17 protein-coding genes are annotated in these 17,705 nt (G+C 65.3%); 12 read left to right on the top strand and 5 right to left on the bottom strand.

The features are described 5' to 3' along the window. Positions 1 to 280: 280 nt before the first annotated feature. The 11 genes from hisC to tatC all read left to right on the top strand — a co-directional run bounded on the left by hisC (position 281) and on the right by tatC (position 7,114). The gene (gene hisC, locus ACSQ8Y_RS23745) at positions 281 to 1,372 is read left to right on the top strand and encodes a histidinol-phosphate transaminase (RefSeq protein ID WP_436268869.1); all 1,092 of its coding nucleotides are present in this window, start codon (positions 281 to 283) and stop codon (positions 1,370 to 1,372) included. Between the two features lie 19 nt (positions 1,373 to 1,391). Next, entirely contained in the window at positions 1,392 to 1,982 is a 591-nt protein-coding gene (gene hisB / locus ACSQ8Y_RS23740) for an imidazoleglycerol-phosphate dehydratase HisB (protein WP_436268868.1), read from the top strand. A gap of 58 nt (positions 1,983 to 2,040) precedes the next feature. Continuing rightward, on the top strand, positions 2,041 to 2,679 hold the full coding sequence (hisH, locus tag ACSQ8Y_RS23735; RefSeq protein WP_436268867.1) for an imidazole glycerol phosphate synthase subunit HisH: 639 nt from the start codon (positions 2,041 to 2,043) through the stop codon (positions 2,677 to 2,679). Between the two features lie 54 nt (positions 2,680 to 2,733). Further along, complete coding sequence (hisA, locus tag ACSQ8Y_RS23730) at positions 2,734 to 3,513, top strand: 1-(5-phosphoribosyl)-5-[(5-phosphoribosylamino)methylideneamino]imidazole-4-carboxamide isomerase (RefSeq protein WP_436268866.1); 780 nt, start codon at positions 2,734 to 2,736, stop codon at positions 3,511 to 3,513. A gap of 7 nt (positions 3,514 to 3,520) precedes the next feature. Then, positions 3,521 to 4,282, top strand: coding sequence for an imidazole glycerol phosphate synthase subunit HisF (gene hisF, locus ACSQ8Y_RS23725; RefSeq protein ID WP_436268865.1), 762 nt, complete (start codon positions 3,521 to 3,523; stop codon positions 4,280 to 4,282). 18 nt (positions 4,283 to 4,300) lie between these two features. Further along, positions 4,301 to 4,738, top strand: a complete 438-nt coding sequence (gene hisI / locus ACSQ8Y_RS23720; RefSeq protein ID WP_436269900.1) for a phosphoribosyl-AMP cyclohydrolase — start codon at positions 4,301 to 4,303, stop codon at positions 4,736 to 4,738. Then, the gene (locus ACSQ8Y_RS23715) at positions 4,735 to 5,073 is read left to right on the top strand and encodes a phosphoribosyl-ATP diphosphatase (RefSeq protein ID WP_436268864.1); all 339 of its coding nucleotides are present in this window, start codon (positions 4,735 to 4,737) and stop codon (positions 5,071 to 5,073) included. Before hisI ends, ACSQ8Y_RS23715 begins: the two co-directional genes overlap by 4 nt. 22 nt (positions 5,074 to 5,095) lie before the next feature. After that, positions 5,096 to 5,467: a histidine triad nucleotide-binding protein gene (locus ACSQ8Y_RS23710; protein ID WP_436268863.1), complete on the top strand. Its 372-nt coding sequence runs from the start codon at positions 5,096 to 5,098 to the stop codon at positions 5,465 to 5,467. A 126-nt stretch (positions 5,468 to 5,593) separates the two neighbouring features. Then, the gene (gene tatA, locus ACSQ8Y_RS23705) at positions 5,594 to 5,839 is read left to right on the top strand and encodes a Sec-independent protein translocase subunit TatA (protein WP_436269899.1); all 246 of its coding nucleotides are present in this window, start codon (positions 5,594 to 5,596) and stop codon (positions 5,837 to 5,839) included. Between the two features lie 28 nt (positions 5,840 to 5,867). Beyond that, entirely contained in the window at positions 5,868 to 6,359 is a 492-nt protein-coding gene (gene tatB / locus ACSQ8Y_RS23700; protein ID WP_436268862.1) for a Sec-independent protein translocase protein TatB, read from the top strand. Continuing rightward, positions 6,359 to 7,114 carry a twin-arginine translocase subunit TatC gene (gene tatC, locus ACSQ8Y_RS23695; RefSeq protein ID WP_436268861.1) on the top strand — a complete coding sequence of 252 codons (756 nt, stop codon included), beginning with the start codon at positions 6,359 to 6,361 and terminating at the stop codon, positions 7,112 to 7,114. Before tatB ends, tatC begins: the two co-directional genes overlap by 1 nt. Here the strand turns inward: tatC and ACSQ8Y_RS23690 are convergent. The 5 genes from ACSQ8Y_RS23690 to ACSQ8Y_RS23670 form a co-directional block, all read right to left on the bottom strand. Further along, positions 7,111 to 7,578, bottom strand: coding sequence for a hypothetical protein (locus ACSQ8Y_RS23690; RefSeq protein ID WP_436268860.1), 468 nt, complete (start codon positions 7,576 to 7,578; stop codon positions 7,111 to 7,113). The genes tatC and ACSQ8Y_RS23690 overlap by 4 nt on opposite strands. A 105-nt stretch (positions 7,579 to 7,683) precedes the next feature. Then, the gene (locus tag ACSQ8Y_RS23685; protein WP_436268859.1) at positions 7,684 to 9,618 is read right to left on the bottom strand and encodes a DUF885 domain-containing protein; all 1,935 of its coding nucleotides are present in this window, start codon (positions 9,616 to 9,618) and stop codon (positions 7,684 to 7,686) included. A 22-nt stretch (positions 9,619 to 9,640) separates the two neighbouring features. Further along, positions 9,641 to 10,126 carry a hypothetical protein gene (locus ACSQ8Y_RS23680; protein WP_436268858.1) on the bottom strand — a complete coding sequence of 162 codons (486 nt, stop codon included), beginning with the start codon at positions 10,124 to 10,126 and terminating at the stop codon, positions 9,641 to 9,643. A 21-nt stretch (positions 10,127 to 10,147) separates the two neighbouring features. Next, a complete protein-coding gene (locus tag ACSQ8Y_RS23675; RefSeq protein WP_436268857.1) occupies positions 10,148 to 14,311 on the bottom strand; it encodes an SNF2-related protein in 4,164 nt (1,387 codons plus the stop codon). Positions 14,312 to 14,317: 6 nt separating this feature from the next. Beyond that, positions 14,318 to 16,303: a prolyl oligopeptidase family serine peptidase gene (locus ACSQ8Y_RS23670; protein ID WP_436268856.1), complete on the bottom strand. Its 1,986-nt coding sequence runs from the start codon at positions 16,301 to 16,303 to the stop codon at positions 14,318 to 14,320. A gap of 114 nt (positions 16,304 to 16,417) precedes the next feature. Between ACSQ8Y_RS23670 and hemE the strand changes: the two genes are divergently transcribed. Continuing rightward, complete coding sequence (hemE, locus tag ACSQ8Y_RS23665) at positions 16,418 to 17,494, top strand: uroporphyrinogen decarboxylase (RefSeq protein ID WP_436268855.1); 1,077 nt, start codon at positions 16,418 to 16,420, stop codon at positions 17,492 to 17,494. Positions 17,495 to 17,705 lie beyond the last annotated feature (211 nt).

The raw sequence follows: 17,705 nt of genomic DNA, 5'->3' as shown, positions 1-17,705 counted from the left end.
CGGCCGTCAAACCCGCAGCCTCCAAACTTGCTGCCGCTAAACCAGCTGCCGCTAAACCAGCTGCCGCTAAATCCGCTGCCGCCAAGCGCGCGGTCTCCAAGCCCGTGGGCGCCAAGCTTGTGGCCGCCCCCACCGCAGCCCTGGTGCCCGCCGCGCCGGTCAAAAAAACCGTAGCAAGGAAAGCCGCCCCCGCCGCCAAGGCGGAGGCGCCGAAACGATCACGCGCCGTGAAAAAGGCGCCCCCCGAAGAAGTCACCATCTAAAAGAGGAGTGCAGCAAGATGTCCATCGACAGTCTCATCCGCAACACCATCCGTACCGACGTTCTGGCCGCCCCCGGCTACCACGTGGCCGATGCGAGCGGTTTCATCAAACTGGACGCGATGGAAAATCCTTACCCGCTGCCCGGGCACCTGGCCGCCGAGCTGGCCGCCCGCCTGGCCAACGTCGCCCTGAACCGCTACCCGGTCGCCTCCTACGCCAGCGTGAAGGAACGCATCTGCAGGCAACTCGGGGTGCCGGCCGGCTACGACGTTCTGCTGGGCAACGGTTCCGACGAGCTCATTTCCATCCTGGACATGGCCTGCGCCCACCAGGACCGCCGCGCCGTGGTGCTGGCGCCGGTGCCGACCTTCGTCATGTACGCGCGCTCGGCGCAATTCGCCGGCATGGATTTCGTCGGCGTGCCGCTGAACGACGATCTGACCCTGGACAAGGCCGCCATGCTGGCCGCCATCGCCCAGCACAAGCCGGCGCTGGTCTACCTGTCCTACCCCAACAATCCGACCGGCAACCTGTTCGACGCCGGCGACGTCGCCGACATCATCCGCGCCCTGGGCGACACCGGCATTGCCGTGGTGGACGAGGCCTACGAGCCCTTCGCCCAGCAAAGTTTCATGGGCCGCCTGCCCGAGTTCGACAACCTGGTGGTGATGCGCACCGTGTCCAAACTGGGCCTGGCCGGCATCCGCCTCGGCTATATGTCGGCCGCGCCGAAATTGCTGGAACAGTTGGACAAGGTCCGTCCACCGTATAATGTCAATGTGCTGACCCAAGTCGCAGCCGAATTCGCACTCGACAACATCGATGTGCTGAACCAGCAAGCCGCCATTTTGCGCGAACAACGCGCACAGCTGGCCGAGGGCCTGGCCGCCGTACCCGGCGTGCAGGTGTTCCCCTCCGCCGCCAATTTCATCCTCGCCCGGGTGCCTGACGCCGACGCGACTAATGCCTATCTGCTGTCGCGTAAGGTGCTAGTCAAAAATGTGGGTAAAATGCACAGTGTGCTGGCCAATTGTCTGCGCATCACTGTCAGCACTCCGGAAGAAAATGCCGCTTTCCTCGATGCATTTAAAGCATCGCAGGCAGCCTAAGACCATCGTAGAGCTTTCCATGAACCGCACCGCAGAAATCACCCGCAACACCAACGAGACCCAGGTCCGTGTCGCCATCAACCTGGACGGCACCGGCGTGCAGAAACTGAACACGGGCGTCCCCTTCCTGGACCACATGCTGGACCAGATCGCCCGCCACGGCCTGTTCGACCTGGACATCGAAGCCACCGGCGACACCCACATCGACAACCACCACACGGTGGAAGATGTCGGCATCACCCTGGGCATGGCGTTCGCCAAGGCCATCGGCGACAAGAAGGGCATCGCCCGCTACGGCCATGCCTACGTGCCGCTGGACGAGGCGCTGTCGCGCGTGGTGATCGATTTCTCCGGCCGGCCCGGCATCGAATACCACATCCCGTTCACCCGCGCGATGATCGCCGGTTTCGACGTCGACCTGACCTTGGAATTCTTCCGCGGTTTCGTCAACCACGCGCTGGTCACCTTGCATATCGACAATCTGCGCGGCAGCAACGCCCACCACCAGTGCGAAACCGTGTTCAAGGCATTCGGCCGCGCGCTGCGCATGGCCACCACCCTGGACGAGCGCGCCGCCGGCACCATTCCGTCGACCAAAGGTAGCTTGTAATCAATCGCAGCGCGGATTGCCCTTGCGTGGGCGGCGCTGTCTCTGCTTGAATGGCATTATGAAGAAAATTGTTGTTGTTGATTACGGCATGGGCAATCTGCGCTCGGTGGCGCAAGCGCTGCGCGCCGTCGCGCCGGAAGCCGATATCCTGATCTCGGGCGCCGCGGCCGACATCGCCAACGCCGACCGCATCGTGCTGCCCGGCCAGGGCGCCATGCCGGACTGCATGCGCAGCCTGCGCGAATCCGGCGTGCAGGATGCCGTGCTGCGCGCGGCCGAAAGCAAGCCGCTGATGGGCGTGTGCATCGGCGAGCAGATGCTGTTCGATTCCTCGGAGGAGGGTGGCGCTGCCGGCCTGGGCTTGCTGCCCGGCAAAGTGGTGCGCTTCCAGCTGGACGGCCAGCTGCAGGAAGACGGCTCGCGCTTCAAAGTTCCGCAAATGGGCTGGAACCAAGTGCGCCAGAGCGCGTCTCACCCTATGTGGGACGGCATTCCGGACAACAGCTATTTTTACTTCGTGCACAGCTACTATGCGCAGCCGGGCGATGCCGCGCACAGCGTGGGCGAGACCGTGTACGGCCAGCCGTTCTGCTGCGCGGTGGCGCGCGACAATGTGTTCGCCACGCAGTTCCACCCGGAAAAGAGCGCCGCCGTCGGCCTGCAGCTGTACAAGAATTTCGTGCATTGGCAGCCGTAAGCAAACCAGCCCGCTTTCACTCTTACTCACTGACACCAACTCACTGACACCATTATGCTGCTCATTCCTGCCATCGACCTCAAAGACGGTCACTGCGTGCGCCTGAAACAAGGCGACATGGAACTTGCCACGGTATTTTCCGACAACCCGGCCGACATGGCCCTGCACTGGCTCAAGCAGGGCGCGCGCCGCCTGCACCTGGTCGACCTGAACGGCGCCTTCGCCGGCAAGCCGAAGAACGAAGGCGCGGTGAAGGCCATCCTCAAGGTGGTGCAAGAGTTCGCGCTGGAAAACGACATCGAAGAGATCCCCGTCCAGCTGGGCGGCGGCATCCGCGACCTCGATACCATCGAACGCTACCTGGACGCCGGCATCAGCTACGTCATCATCGGCACCGCCGCCGTGAAAGAGCCCGGTTTCCTGCACGACGCCTGCGGCGCCTTCCCCGGCCACATCATCGTCGGCCTGGACGCCAAGGACGGCAAGGTCGCCACCGACGGCTGGAGCAAGATGTCCGGCCACGAAGTGATCGACCTGGCGCAGAAATTCGAAGCCTACGGCGTCGAGTCCATCATCTACACGGACATCGGCCGCGACGGCATGATGGGCGGCGTCAACATCGAAGCCACCGTGCGCCTGGCGCAGGCGGTGAAGATCCCGGTGATCGCCTCCGGCGGCCTGCACAACCTGTCCGACGTGGAAGCGCTGTGCGCGGTGCAGGACGAGGGCATCGAAGGCGTCATCTGCGGCCGCTCGATCTACGAGGGCACGCTGGACCTCAACGCGGCGCAGCTGCGCGCCGACGAACTGACGGAAGGCAGTCTGGAAGACTGATCCCACCATGCTTGCAAAACGCATTATTCCCTGCCTCGACGTGACCAACGGCCGCGTCGTCAAAGGCGTCAACTTCACCGAGCTGCGCGACGCCGGCGACCCGGTGGAGATCGCGCGCCGCTACGATGAACAGGGCGCCGACGAACTGACCTTCCTCGACATCACCGCCTCGTCCGACAACCGCGGGCTGATCCTGGACATCATCGAGGCGGTCGCCTCGCAGGTGTTCATTCCGCTGACCGTGGGCGGCGGCGTGCGCGAGGTGGCCGATGTGCGCCGCCTGCTCAACGCAGGCGCGGACAAGGTCAGCATGAACACCTCGGCGGTGACCAATCCGCAGCTCGTGTTCGACGCCTCGCAGAAGCACGGTTCGCAGTGCATCGTGGTGGCGATCGACGCCAAGCAGGTGCAGCCGGGCCGCTGGGAAGTGTTCACGCACGGCGGCCGCAAGGCCACCGGCATGGACGCCGTCGAGTGGGCGAAAAAGATGGAAGCGCTGGGGGCGGGCGAACTGCTGCTCACCAGCATGGACCGCGACGGCACCAAGTCCGGCTTCGACCTGGGCCTGACCCGCGCCGTATCGGACGCGGTGGGTATCCCGGTGATCGCCTCGGGCGGCGTCGGCGGCCTGCAGGACCTGGCGGACGGCGTCAAGCTGGGCCGCGCGGACGCGGTGCTGGCGGCCAGCATCTTCCACTATGGCCAGCACACCGTGCAGGAAGCCAAGCGCTTCATGGCGCAGCAGGGCATCCCGATGCGCCTGACCTGACCGAGGAAAGAAATCATGATGCCGAACGTAACGCTGAGCGTGGCGAAAGCCAAGTGGCTCAACAAGATCAAGTGGGACGAGCACGGCCTGGTGCCGGTGATCGCGCAGGAGGCCGGCAGCAACGATGTGCTGATGTTCGCCTGGATGAACCGCGACGCCTTGTACAAGACGGTGGAGCTGGGCGAGGCGGTGTACTGGAGCCGCTCGCGCAAGAAGCTGTGGCACAAGGGCGAGGAGTCCGGCCATGTGCAGAAGGTGCTGGAAATCCGCCTCGACTGCGACGAGGACGTGGTGCTGCTGAAGATCGAGCAGGCCGGCGGCATCGCCTGCCACACCGGCCGCCATTCCTGCTTCTTCAACAAGTTCGACGGCGATGCCAAAGAGGGCGACTGGCAGGCCACCGAGCCGGTGCTGAAAGACCCGGACACGATCTACATGGAAGTGAAAAACAAATGAGCACCATCCTGGACCGCGTCGCGGCCACCATCGAGTCGCGCAAGCCGGCCAACGGCGGCGACCCCGCCACCTCCTATGTGGCCAAGCTGTTCGCCAAGGGCGACGACGCCATCCTGAAAAAGGTCGGCGAGGAAGCCACTGAGTTCGTCATGGCCTCGAAAGACGCGCGCCACGGCGGCGACGCGTCCAAAGTACTGTACGAGTGCGCCGACTTGTGGTTCCATTCGATGGTCATGCTGGCCCAGTTCGGGTTGACGCCGCAACAGGTGCTCGACGAGCTGGCGCGCCGCGAAGGCGTCTCCGGCATAGAAGAAAAAGCGTCGCGCGCGGAATAAAGAACATAGATCGGAGCTGTGAGTGGAAAACTGCCTGTTTTGTAAAATCGCCAAGAAGCAAATCCCCGCGACCATCGTCTACGAGGACGAGGAGTTGCTTGCGTTCAAGGATATCCATCCGCACGCGCCGGTGCACCTGCTGGTGATCCCGAAGGCCCATATCTCCACGCTGTCGGACTGCAGCGCCGGCCACGCCGCGCTGCTGGGCAAGATGCTGGCGCTGGCGCCGCGCCTGGCCGAGGAACACGGCTGCGCCGTCTCCTACGACCAGGACGGCGCACCGGCCGGCGGCTACAAGACGGTGATCAACAGCGGTCCGGACGGCGGCCAGGAAATCTACCACCTGCATTTGCACGTGATCGGCGGCCCGCATCCGTGGCGCGTGGAGCGCTGAGCTGGGGCCGTGGCAAGAAACATTGCCCCTGCATCATGACCAGCACATGACAGGCGCGCGTAGCGTATACTGTCTGCACTAACCGCAATTTTTTGGGACGCGACCGCGTTCCGCAAGGGGAAAATGATGGGTTCTATGAGCATCTGGCACTGGCTGGTGGTACTGGTAATTATCATGCTGGTCTTCGGCACCAAAAAACTGGGCAATATCGGCTCCGACGTGGGCAAGGCCGTCAAGGGCTTCAAGGATGGCGTGAAGGGCGGCGAAGAAGAGAACAAGGCTGCAGGTGCGCCCGGCGCCCCGGCCAGCACCCAGCAGGTGGCCGACAAGAGCACCATCGACGTCGAAGCCAAAGAGAAAAACAAGCTGTAATGGGCCGCGGCCCGGCAGCTGAACGCTCATGATCGATCTCGGTCTCTCCAAAATAGCCATCATCGGCGTGGTCGCGCTGATCGTCATCGGTCCTGAAAAGCTGCCCAAGGTGGCGCGCATGGCCGGGACGCTGTACGGCCGCGCGCAGCGCTACCTGCACGACATCAAGTCCGAAGTGAGCCGCGAAATCGAACTGGAGGAACTGCGCAACCTGCAGAAGGAAGTGCAGGAAACCGCCCAGTCGATCAAGCAGGGCGTGGAGCAGTCGATTTCCGACAATGTGGCCGAGGTGCGGGACGCCTGGCACGACAGCCACGGCAGCGACTATGCGCAGGTGCCGGCCAGTACCGAGCACCTGGCGCGCAAGGCCAAGGAATTCCGCCGCAAGCGCCTGGTGCGCAACTCGGCGCTGCCGGCCTGGTACAAGCAGCAGAACGGCACGCGCATGCATGTCACGTCCGGCGCCGCGCGGGTCGCGCGCTTCCGCCCCAGCAGCAAACCTCCTGCATCGTTTTACTAATGAGTGAACAAACCCCGGTTGAGGAGACTTTCATCTCCCACCTGATCGAGTTGCGCGACCGCCTGGTCAAAGCCTCGATCGGCATCGTCATCGTCTGCGCTGCGCTGATGTTCTGGCCCGGCCCTGCGGCCATCTACGACATCATCGCCGCGCCCATGCTGGCGTCGCTGCCGGCCGGGTCCAAGATGATCGCCACCGGCGTCATTTCGCCCTTCCTGGTGCCGATGAAGGTGACCTTGCTGATCGCCTTCATCCTGTCCCTGCCGTGGGTGCTGTATCAGCTGTGGGCCTTTATCGCCCCAGGCCTGTACGCGCACGAGAAGCGCCTGATCGCGCCGCTGGTGATCTCGTCCTCGCTGCTGTTCATGGCGGGTGTGGCGTTCTGCTACTTCTTCGTGTTCGGCCGCGTGTTCCACTTCATTTCGGACTTTTCGCCCAGTTCCATCGCGGTGACGCCGGACATCGAGAACTATCTCGACTTCGTCATGTCCATGTGCCTCGCTTTCGGCGCCACTTTCGAGGTGCCTGTGGTGGTGGTGGTGCTGGTGCGGATGGGCATCGTGTCGGTGGCCAAGCTGAAGGAAGTGCGGCCTTACGTGGTCGTGGGCGCCTTCGTGATCGCCGCCATCGTCACGCCGCCGGACGTGGTCAGCCAGTTCTCGCTGGCGATACCGATGTGGATCCTGTTTGAACTGGGCTTGCTGCTGGCGCCGGTTTTCGTCAAGGTGACGCAGGCGCCGGAAGAGTCGGTCTAGGAATACAGCTTGGCCAGGATCAGGCCGTCGATCAGGAACTGGACGCCGAACAGGACGTAGAGGAACTTGAATTTGAGTTCGACGGCGTTAAATCTGGCGTCCATTTCCTGCCTCAGCGAACCGAGGCCGCTGAACACTTCCTGCTTCAGCGAACCGAGTCCGCTGAACACTTCCTGCTTCAGCGAACCGAGTCCGCTGAACACTTCCTGCTTCAGTGAACCGAGTCCGCTGAACACTTCCTGCTTCAGCGCATCCAGTCCCGCGTAAATTTCCTGCTTCAGCAGGTCCATCCTGGCCAGAAGGTCGCCGCGCTGAAGCACGAGATCGGATTCGACGGCCACCTGGCACTCTCCCAGGACGGTGCCGAGCGCCTCGGCATGCAGCTCAGCCTGCTCTTCCGGCAAACCACCTTCCTTCAGCAGCCGCGCGTATTTCAAGGTGTCGAACTGGATAGGCATGGTCATGATCGCTCCCAACTCATAGTAGCAGATTAGGGACAAAGTCCCAGTTCCCCATGCTATCGGATCGCGGGCGCCGCTCCTTGTGCCCGGTCAAGGCGGCGCGCTGAACTATTGCGTCATCAGCTCGCGGATCACGCGCACGGGCGCGCTGCCGTAGCTGAGGAATTGCTCGTTGAAATCCTTCAGCACGAACTTGCTGCCCAGCGCCTGCCTGCGCTCCTCGCGCAATTCCATGATCTCGCTGTAGCCGCTGAAGTAGCTTGCCAGCTGCACCGACGTCAGCCGGGCACGGCGCCATTTCTCGGCCGCCTCGCGCGGGGTCTGGAAAGCCTGGCGCGTCAGCAAGTCCATGGCCTCGGCCTCCTGCATGCCCAGCACGTGGATGCTGTAGTCGAGGATGGTGTTGGTCACGCTGCGCAGGTTCCACTTCGAATACATCAGCCACATCTCCGGCGCGTTGTCGCCGTAGCCGGACTCGAGCATCATGCGCTCGCCGTACACCGCCCAGCCTTCCACCATGGCGCCGTTGCCGAAGATGGACTTGACGATGGACGGCGACTTGTTGGCGTACACCAGCTGCGCGTAGTGGCCCGGGATCGCTTCGTGGATGTTCAGGATCTGCAGTATCCAGTGGTTGTATTCGCGCAGGCTGCTCTCGGCCTGCTCCGGCGTTTCGCTGTCGAGCGGCGTCACGTTGTAATAGGTGCGGTCCTGCGGGCGGTACGGTCCCGGCGCCTCGATGCTGGCGCCCGCCACGCCGCGCTGGTAGGCCGGCGTCTCGCGCACTTCCAGCGGCTTTTTCGGATCCAGCGTCAGCAAGTCTTTCTGGATCACCCAGTCCTGCAGCAGCGGGATCTGGCGCCGTATCTCGGCGAAGAAGTCCTCGCGCCTGACGTGGTTGGCCGACAGCTTGTCTATCATCAGCCCGATTTTCGCGGTACGGTCGCCCGGCTTGGCCGTGCCTCCCATGTATTTCGGCCACAGTTCGTCGGACAGGCGGTCCATATTGGCCAGCAGCTGCTCGCGCGCCGCCAGCGCTTTCTGGTAGGTCTGCTCGCCGCTGCTGCCGGCCTGGATGTCGAAGGCGAACTTTGCCTCGTACAGTTCCTTGCCGATGCGGAAGGAGCGGCCGCCGCCGGTCTGCGCCATATTCTTGTCCAGCTCGCCGAGCCAGGCGGCGTAGCCGTCCACCGCCATCCTGGCCTGGCTGATGCGCTGCGCGAACAGCTGTTTTTCGATAGGCGACAGGATGGACGCTTGCGCGTCCTTGTCCAGGTCCGCCAGCAGGCCGATGACGCCGGGCGCCTGGGCGATGGCCAGTTGCGTGTGTTCGCGGGTCGGATTGCTGATGTTGGCGCGCGCCGCGTCGTAGTAGGCCGGCACCTTGGCGATGCGCTTGAGCAGCGTGCGCAGGCGCTGGGGCTTGGCCGCGTATTCCGTGTTGAGGATGAAGTCGATCGGACTGGCGATGTTGTACAGCGCCGGGTTCCATTCGAAATCACGGAAGGTGGTGAGATACCAGCGGTCCGAACTGAGCTTGTTGACCAGCAGCGCCAGGTCGGTGCGCTGCTTGGCCGACAGCTGGCGGGGATCGGTCTTGGCAAAGCGCGACAGCCAGTCGTCGATGAAGGCCAGCTGGCTGGCGCGGTTGGCCGCGTCCGGGATGGTCAAGCTGGCGGCGGTTTCGTATTTGCCGACCGAGATGGCGGTTTCCGGATCGATCTTCCACAGCGCGCCCAGGAACTGGGTCGACAGCGCGTCCATGCGGCGGTCCTGGCTGCGTTCGGACGGCGCCTGCCTGATCATCGGCGTGGCCACGGCAGCGGCACCGGCTGCGGCACCGGCACCGGCAGCGGCCGCGCCCTTGCCGGCCTTCTTCTTCGAACCGCCCTTGGTGCCGCCTGCATGCTTGTCGCCGGATTTGGCGGCGGAGGACTTGGCAGTCTTGCCGGTCTTGGCCTTTTGCGGCGCCTTGGCGGCGGAGGCTGGCGCGAGCGCAAGACAGGTCAGCACTGCGGCCAGGGCAAGTTTGGTTTTCATCATGGGTACAGCCTTTGTAAGGAGTTCAGTTGATCGCATGGGCGCGGATCAGCGCCTGATGCTGGGCATTGAGCTTGGCGACGGCGTCCTTGCCGCGCGCCATACGCGTGAGCATGATCTCGCTGCCCTTGGTGTAGCGGTGGCCGATGCGGATCGAGTACGAGCGGAACAGCCAGCTGAAGAACGATGCCACATAGGTGGCCTCGTCCATGTCGCGCCATTTCACGCCCTGTACGCCCTTGGACCAGGGCAGGATGCCGGAATAGAGCCACACGCCCAGGTCGTCGTAGTACAGCTGCACGCTGCGGATGACGAGGATGCGGTAGCCCACCACCAGCACCGCGAACAGCATCACGCCGGCGGCGGCGAGCTCGCTGTAGCGGAACGCGAACGGCAGCGCGAAGCCGAACAGCAGCAGCGCGAGCAGCAAGGTGTTCAGGTAGGCGGTCCAGGATTTCACGCACAGCAGCGTGCCATGGCCGGCCGGGCGGGATGCGTTGTCTTCTTCCATAGGGTATTCCTAAGTGCGGGGTTAAATTTTCAGGCCTTCCTGCAGCATCGCCAGCATCTCGCTGGCCGACATGCGGGCCGCCATGTCGCTGCCGTCGAGCAGGCTGTCTGCCAGGTCGCGCTTGTGCTGGTGCAGGTCGACGATGCCTTCCTCGATAGTATGCCGTGCAACCAGCCGGTAGATGGTGACGGGACGCAACTGGCCCATGCGGTGCGCGCGGTCCGATGCCTGGTCTTCCACCGCCGGGTTCCACCACGGATCCATGTGGATCACGTAGTCCGCCGCCGTCAGGTTGATGCCCATGCCGCCCGCTTTCAGGCTGATGAGGAAGACGTCCCCCTCGCCGGCCTGGAAGGCGTCCACGCGCTGCTTGCGCGCCGCCATCGGGGTGGCGCCGTCCAGGTACTGGTAGGCCACGCCCTGGCGTTCCAGGTGCTCGCGGATCAGGGTCAGGTGGTCGACGAACTGGCTGAACACCAGCACCTTGTGGCGGTTCTCCAGCAAGCCCTCCAGCAGGCGCGCGAACGCGGCCAGCTTGCTGCTCGGCAGCTTGAGCCCCGGCGCCACCAGGTTGGGGTTGCAGCAGGCGCGGCGCAGCTTCATGATCTCGGCCAGGATCTGGATCGATTTCTTCTCGGCCGGGCCTTCGACCGCCGCCAGGTTCTCCAGCGCCTCGCGCCGCAGCGATTCGTACAGCGCCGTTTCTTCGCCCGACAGATCGACTTCCAGCACGATCTCGGTGCGCGACGGCAGTTCGGTCAGCACCTGTGTCTTGGTGCGGCGCAGGATGAAGGGGCCGATCAGGCGCCGCAGGCGGTTGCGCGCGCCCACTTCGGCGCGGTGGTCCTGCTGCTTTTCTATCGGTCCGGCGAAGCGCAGGTTGAATTGCTCGATGCTGCCGAGCAGGCCCGGATTGATGAAGCGGAATAAATTCCACAGCTCGCCGAGATGGTTTTCCAGCGGCGTGCCGGTGGCCACCATGCGGAAGTCGCCCTGCAGCGCCATCACGGCCTGCGAGCGCTTGGTGGCGCCGTTCTTGATCGCCTGCGCCTCGTCGAGCACGATGGTGTGCCACTGCTTGCCGGCGAAGCGCTCGGCTTCCTGCTGCAGCAGGCCGTAGCTGGCGACGACAAGGTCGAAGGCGCCGGCGCCGGACAGCATCCCGGCGCGGTCGCCGCTGCCGAACATCTTGACGTTCAGCGTGGGCGCGAAGCGCGCCGCCTCGCTGACCCAGTTCAGGCAGACCGAGGTCGGCGCGATCACCAGCGCCGGGCCTTGCGGCGCGCGCGACAGGATCAGCGCCAGCGCCTGCAGCGTTTTGCCCAGGCCCATGTCGTCGGCCAGGCAGGCGCCCACGCCCCAGTGGGCCAGGCGCGCCAGCCAGTCGTAGCCGTCGCGCTGGTAGTCGCGCAGCTCCGCCTGCAGGGTGCTCGGCAGCTGCGGCGTGTAATCGGTGCTGGCCTGCATGCGCGTCAGGTGCGCGCGCCAGGCCGGATCGGCTTCCACTTCGCCCGCCTCCGCCGCCAGGTCCTCCAGCGCGAAGGCGGCCAGCGGATGGACGTGGACGCCGTCGGCGCTGACGTCGCCATAGGCTTGCAGCTCGTGCAGGCGGCGGTGCAGCTCCTCGGTCAGCGCCAGGTACTGGTTGTTCCCCAGTTCCACGAAGCGGCTCTTGTTCGCCTGCATCAGCTCCAGCAGCGCGCGCAGGTCCATCACGCGGTCCTCGTCGACCTGCAACTGGCCGCTGGCGGCGAACCAGTCCTTTTCGGTCTTGATATGGAGGCGGAACTGCTTGCCGCCGACGCGCTGCGTGACGCGGAATTTCTCGCCTTCCGGCCAGGCCACCACCAGCAATTCCGGCGGCAGCTCCTGCAGCTCGGACAGCAGCTGCAGGCACAGCGCGGGCTGGCCCAGCAGCCACTCGCCGTGGTCCTGTTCGGCCTGTTCCAGCACCAGGCAGCGCCCGATCAGGCGGCGCTCCGCGTCGCGCTCGCCGCTCAGGCTGCGGCGCGTCTGCACCGGCTTGCCCTCGACTTCGGCGCTCATGCTCTCGGCGCCGCTGCCTGGCGTGTAATAGGCGCCGCCGGCCAGCGGGCGCACCATGATTTGCATCTTCAGGCCGTGCTGGTAGGGCAGCAGATGGACGTGCAGGCGCTGGTCCGCCTCGACCTGCTCGGCGTTGCCGGTGCCGCCGCCGATATCCGACTGCACCGTCACCAGCGACGACACCGCGCCGATCGCTTGCAGCACCTGCTGCTCGGCGCTCTCGGGCACTTCCAGGCCGTCGCCGACGATGGCGGCGATGCGGCGGTGCTCGTCCTCGATGCTGACCACGCGCAAGCGCGTCGGCGTCTCCCGCACCACCATCACGGCCGCGTTGATGTTGCTCAGCGCGGGCTGCAGGGTCAGGCGCAGCTCGCCGCGCTGCTTGCGTATCAGCAGTTCCGGCGTGCCGGCCAGCAGTTCCACGCGCGTGTCCGGCGCTTCCAGCCAATAGGCGTGGGGGTGGCCGACCAGCGCGAGCGCGGCCTGTTCATGGTCGATGTCGTAGCGCAGGCCGGACGAGTAGGCCTGGCGCGACGGGGCGATGGTGCTGCTGATGCGGATGTCCTGCGGCGTCAGAAACTCCATCTGCGCCGCGTCCTCGCGCAAGCGCTTCAAGGCCAGCGGGCGGCCCTTGCCCCAGGCGCCTTTCACGTCGCGCCGTTGCTCGCGCGGTTCGATCTCCGTGATGCCGTGGCGCGGGTCGAAGGTGATCATCCACACCAGCCGCGCCTCGTTGCCGGCCGTTTCGGGGGCGCCCTGCTGCAGGTTGATCAACGCGGTCAGCTGGCGCTGCCAGGCTTCCTGGCGCTCGAACCAGCTGCCCATGTCGACGAAGCCGTGCCGCTCGCGCAGCGCGGCCGCGTGGGTGGCCATGTCGGCGTCGCCGTGCTGGCCCAGCAGGCCGGCCGCTTGCGCGGCGATCAGTCTGTACCCGGCCGCCTCGGCCTGCTGCACCAGCGCGTGCAGCTGTTCGCGCTTGTCCTCCAGCTGCGGCAGCGCGAGCCAGAACCACAGCAGCGCCTGGAACATCTGCGGCTGCAGCGCCGTCTCCCAGCTACGCGAGAGCACCACGTCGGTCTGCATGGTGCCGGCGCGGATCTGGCGCAGCATGCTCAGCTGCGCGTACACCGCGCTGTCCGGGTTCGCTTGCGCGTGGACCGCCAGGTCGAGATAGCTCTCGGCCGCCTTCTGCATTTTCGGATCGGCGCTGCGCAGCATGGCCAGCACGTACAGGTGGCCGCCCATGCCCTGGAACAGCAGCTTGCGTTTGCCGGATTCGCGCCGCAGCGATTTGAGCGCGGCCTCGAAACCGGCCAGCGACTTGTCGAGGTCGCCGCGCAGCAGCAGGACCACGCTGAGGAGGAACTGCGGCAGCGCGCCGTCCAGCCCTTCCAGGTAGACGACGGCCTGCTTCAGCTCCCCGCACAGGATGGCGTCCTCGGCCAGTGCCATGCGGAAGGTCTCGGTGATGTATTCGTTCTTGGCCAGGCGGCGCTGCACGTGGCGGTCGGTGTAGCCGCGCACGGCGGCCGCGAACGCGGGATCCCGCTGGCAGTGCTGCAGCAGCAGCGTGAGCACGTCGTCCACCAGCAGCGGGTGCACCAGGATCAGCATGCCCGCTTCCAGCGGCTTGGTGAAGATGTCCACCACCGGATGCAGCTGCGCCGCTTCGTAGCACACCATGCAGGCCTGCAGCAGCGGCAGCACTTGCTGCGGCGCCTGGCCGCGCAGCAGCGCCATGCGCAGGCGCGCCACGGCCTGGCGGTAGCTGCGCGCCTCCAGCGCGCCGTTCCAGCCCTGGCGCATCGGGTTCAGCGTGTCGTAGGCGGTGCACAGGTCGTTCAGCGTGTGCGCGCCGATGGCGGCGCGGATCGCCGGCCAGCGCAGCTTGGCGTTGCAGACGTAGCCGCGCGCGGTCACCACGCTGGCGAAAGCCAGGCGTTCCAGCTTGCGCAGCGGCTCGTCCAGCGAGTCCACATTGAACATGAAGCCGCGCGGGTCGCGCACGCCGGCCTTGTTCAGCAGGTCGAGGATGGCCGTGCGGCCGGTGGCGTCGCCGATCAGCGCGAGCAGCGCCAAAATCATTTTCTCGTCGAGACTGAGGGCCTCGAATTCCGCGAGCAGTTGCTGGTCCGTCATCGTTCTCTACAGGTTGTGGATCTCGACCGGCGCTGGCGCAGCGGCATCGTGCAGGCCGAACATGCGCTGGTAGAAGTACAGCTCCGCCTCCAGCGTGCGGATGATGTTCTCGGCCTTGCGGAAGCCGTGGCCTTCCCCCTCGAGCGGCACATAGGCCACCGGCACGCCGCGTTCCTTCAGCGCGCGCACCATCGCTTCCGATTGCTGCGGCGGCACCACCTTGTCGTCCAGGCCCTGGAAGAAAATCATGGGGCGCGACAGGCGGGCCGTGTGGTTGATCGGCGAGCGCGCCTGGTACAGCGCCTCGGCGTGCGGCGCGGGCGCGATCAGGTATTCATTGTAGTGCGATTCGAATTTGTGCGAATCCTGGTCCAGGCCCTTCAGGTCGGACACGCCGTAGTAGCTGGCGCCGAGCTTGAAGACGTCGTGGAAGGTGAGGGCGCACAAGGTCGTCAGGCCGCCGGCGCTGCCGCCGCGGATGATCAGGCGGTCGCCGTCGGCCATGCCGTGCCGGACCAGGTATTGCGCGCCGGCGATGCAGTCTTCCACGTCGACCACGCCCCACTGGCCCTTCAGCGCGTCGCGGTAAGCGCGGCCGAAGCCGGTGCTGCCGCCGTAGTTCACGTCCAGCACGCCGAAGCCCCGGCTGGTCCAGTATTGCGTGGCCAGCTTCAGCGTGTTGACGGTCATGCCGGTCGGGCCGCCATGGCTGATGACGATCACCGGCGGCTTGCTGCCTGGGGTATCAACTCCTTGCGCGCGCATGTCCTGGTTGGCTGGCGGATAGAAGAAGGCGTGCGACGTGCGGCCGTTGGCGCTGGCGTAGCTGATGCTTTTGGGGACGGACAAATAGCCCAGCGCCGGCGTGTCGGCGATCGAATGGGCCAGCACTTCCAGTTCGCCGTTGGACAGGTCGATGCGCGCCAGTTCCAGCGGGATGGTGGGACTGCCGCCGAGCAGCGCCAGGAAGCTTGCCCCCGATCCCGATCCCACGCGCAGTTCGCGGATTTCCTCGTAAGGGTTGGCAATGGCCGCCAGCCTGCCGCTTTCGATGTCCAGCCGCGCCAGCCGGCTCACTCCCTGTTCTATATAGCTGCAGACGATTTCCGCCGCGCTGGTGAAGCCGTACATCGCATTGCCGAAGGTCCAGTGCGGGGTGGCGAATTCGGCTGCCATGGGGCAGACAGCGACCGCGCCGCCGTCGCTGTGGCGGTACAGGTTCCAGAAGCCGCTGCGGTCGGACACGAAGTACAAGCGCCCGTCCGGCGCCCACTCGGGCTGGCCCACCGATTCCTCGGCGCCGCCGGCCACCAGCATGGCCGTGCCCAGCGTGCCGTCGTCCAGCACGGCGGCCTGCCACAGCTCGGTGCCTTGCCACGGCATGCGCGGATGGTCCCAGGTCAGCCAGGCCAGCATGCGGCCGTTGGGCGACAGGCGCGGCGAGGAATAGAAGTCGTGGCCCGAGGCCAGCACGGTCTCGCTGCCGTCGAAGCCCACCGCGCACAGCGTGTTGCCCGGTTGCGGGTGCGGCGTGCCGGGGGACGCCGGCGTGGCTGCATGCTGCTCGCGCACCGCGATCAGGCGCGAACGCGCCGCGTCGACCACGAAATCGGCATAGCGCTGGCAGTTGGCGGAGGTGATGGGCTCGGCCTCGGCGTCGCCGGCGCGGCGGTACAGGCGGTTATCGGCGAAATGCGAAAAATAGACGGTATGGCCGTGTACCGCGTAGGCGCCGCCGCCGTACTCGTGTACGCGGCTGCGCACATTCAGCGGCAAGGGCGTGATTTCGTCGGTGCGCGCACCGTGGCGGCGCTGCAGCGTCTGGCGCCCCGCCTCGCTGGCGCGGCCGGCCAGCCAGTAGATGTCGCCATCGGCGCCCAGGGCCAGGGACGACAGCGGCGTGGCGCCCGCCGCCACCATGGCGGCGCTGATCGGGGAGGCCCACGCGCCGTACGGCGCCAGGCTGGCAGGGGACTGCGGCGTGGTGGACATGTCATCGCTCCATAAATATCTGCCGAATGATACAGACAGCCGCAAGGCCATGCGCAAAAAAGGCGGCAGGGGATGCGATAATAGCCTCTTTACTTCGCTTTTTGATTGCATTCCATGCCACAATTCGCCCCGCTGAAGAACGACACCTTCCTGCGCGCGCTACTGCGCCAGCCGACCGAGTACACGCCCGTGTGGCTGATGCGCCAGGCCGGGCGATATCTGCCGGAATACCGCGCCACGCGCGCCAAGGGCGGTTCCTTCATGGGGCTGGCCACCAACCCCGACCTGGCCACCGAAGTCACGCTGCAGCCGGTCGAGCGCTACCCGCTGGACGCCGCCATCCTGTTCTCGGACATCCTGACCGTGCCGGACGCGATGGGCCTGGGCCTGTACTTCGTCGAAGGCGAAGGCCCGAAATTCGAGCGTCCGCTGCGCACCGAGGAAGACGTGCTGGCCCTGAAAGCGCCGGAGCCGGGCTCGCTGGACTATGTTTTCAAGGCCGTGACCCAGATCCGCACCGAACTGAACGGCCGCGTGCCGCTGATCGGCTTCTCCGGCAGCCCGTGGACACTGGCATGCTATATGGTCGAAGGCCAGGGCTCGCGCGAGTTTCACACCATCAAGAAGATGCTGTACAGCCGCCCGGACCTGATGCACCGCATCCTGAGCATCAACGCACAGTCGGTGGCGGACTACCTGAATGCCCAGATCGACGCCGGCGCCCAGGCGGTGATGGTGTTCGATTCGTGGGGCGGCGCGCTGGCCGACGGCGCCTTCCAGGAATTCTCCTTGCAATACATGCAGAAAGTGGTTTCGCTGCTGAAACGTGAAAAGGACGGCGTGAAGATACCCGCCATCGTCTTCACCAAGGGCGGCGGTCACTGGGCCGAGGAAATCGCCGCCATCGGCGCCGACGCCATCGGACTGGACTGGACCGCCAACCTGAGCAAGATCCGCGCCCTGGTGGGCGACAAGGTGGCGCTGCAAGGCAACCTGGACCCGGCCATCCTGTTCGCCGGCCCGGACCAGATCCGCGCCGAGGTGGTCAAGGTGCTGGACGCCTACGGCAAGCACGACACCGGCCACGTGTTCAACCTGGGCCACGGCATCTCGCAGTTCACGCCGCCGGAGGCGGTCGCGGCCATGGTCGATGCTGTGCATGCGCATAGCCGCACGCTGCGCGACGCTTGATGTAGCTGGGAAATAAAAGGCGCGTTTCCGCTGGAACGCGCCTTTTTTTCATGGCTGAACGAACTTTTCGTATCCGACTTATGCACAATTTTTTTTGCTGCGGAAATAACAGGCAGTGAAATTTCTCCAGCCCGGAGATGTAATGCAACCGTTTGATTTAAAAGGATTTATTTTCATCGTCTTCGGGCCTTGCAGTGGCCAAAGTAAACCT

Source organism: Pseudoduganella sp. LjRoot289 (assembly GCF_964252925.1).
GTDB lineage: Bacteria > Pseudomonadota > Gammaproteobacteria > Burkholderiales > Burkholderiaceae_D > Rugamonas.
The sequence above is the reverse complement of the archived record's forward strand: the minus strand, read 5'-3'. Positions and strand labels throughout refer to the sequence as shown.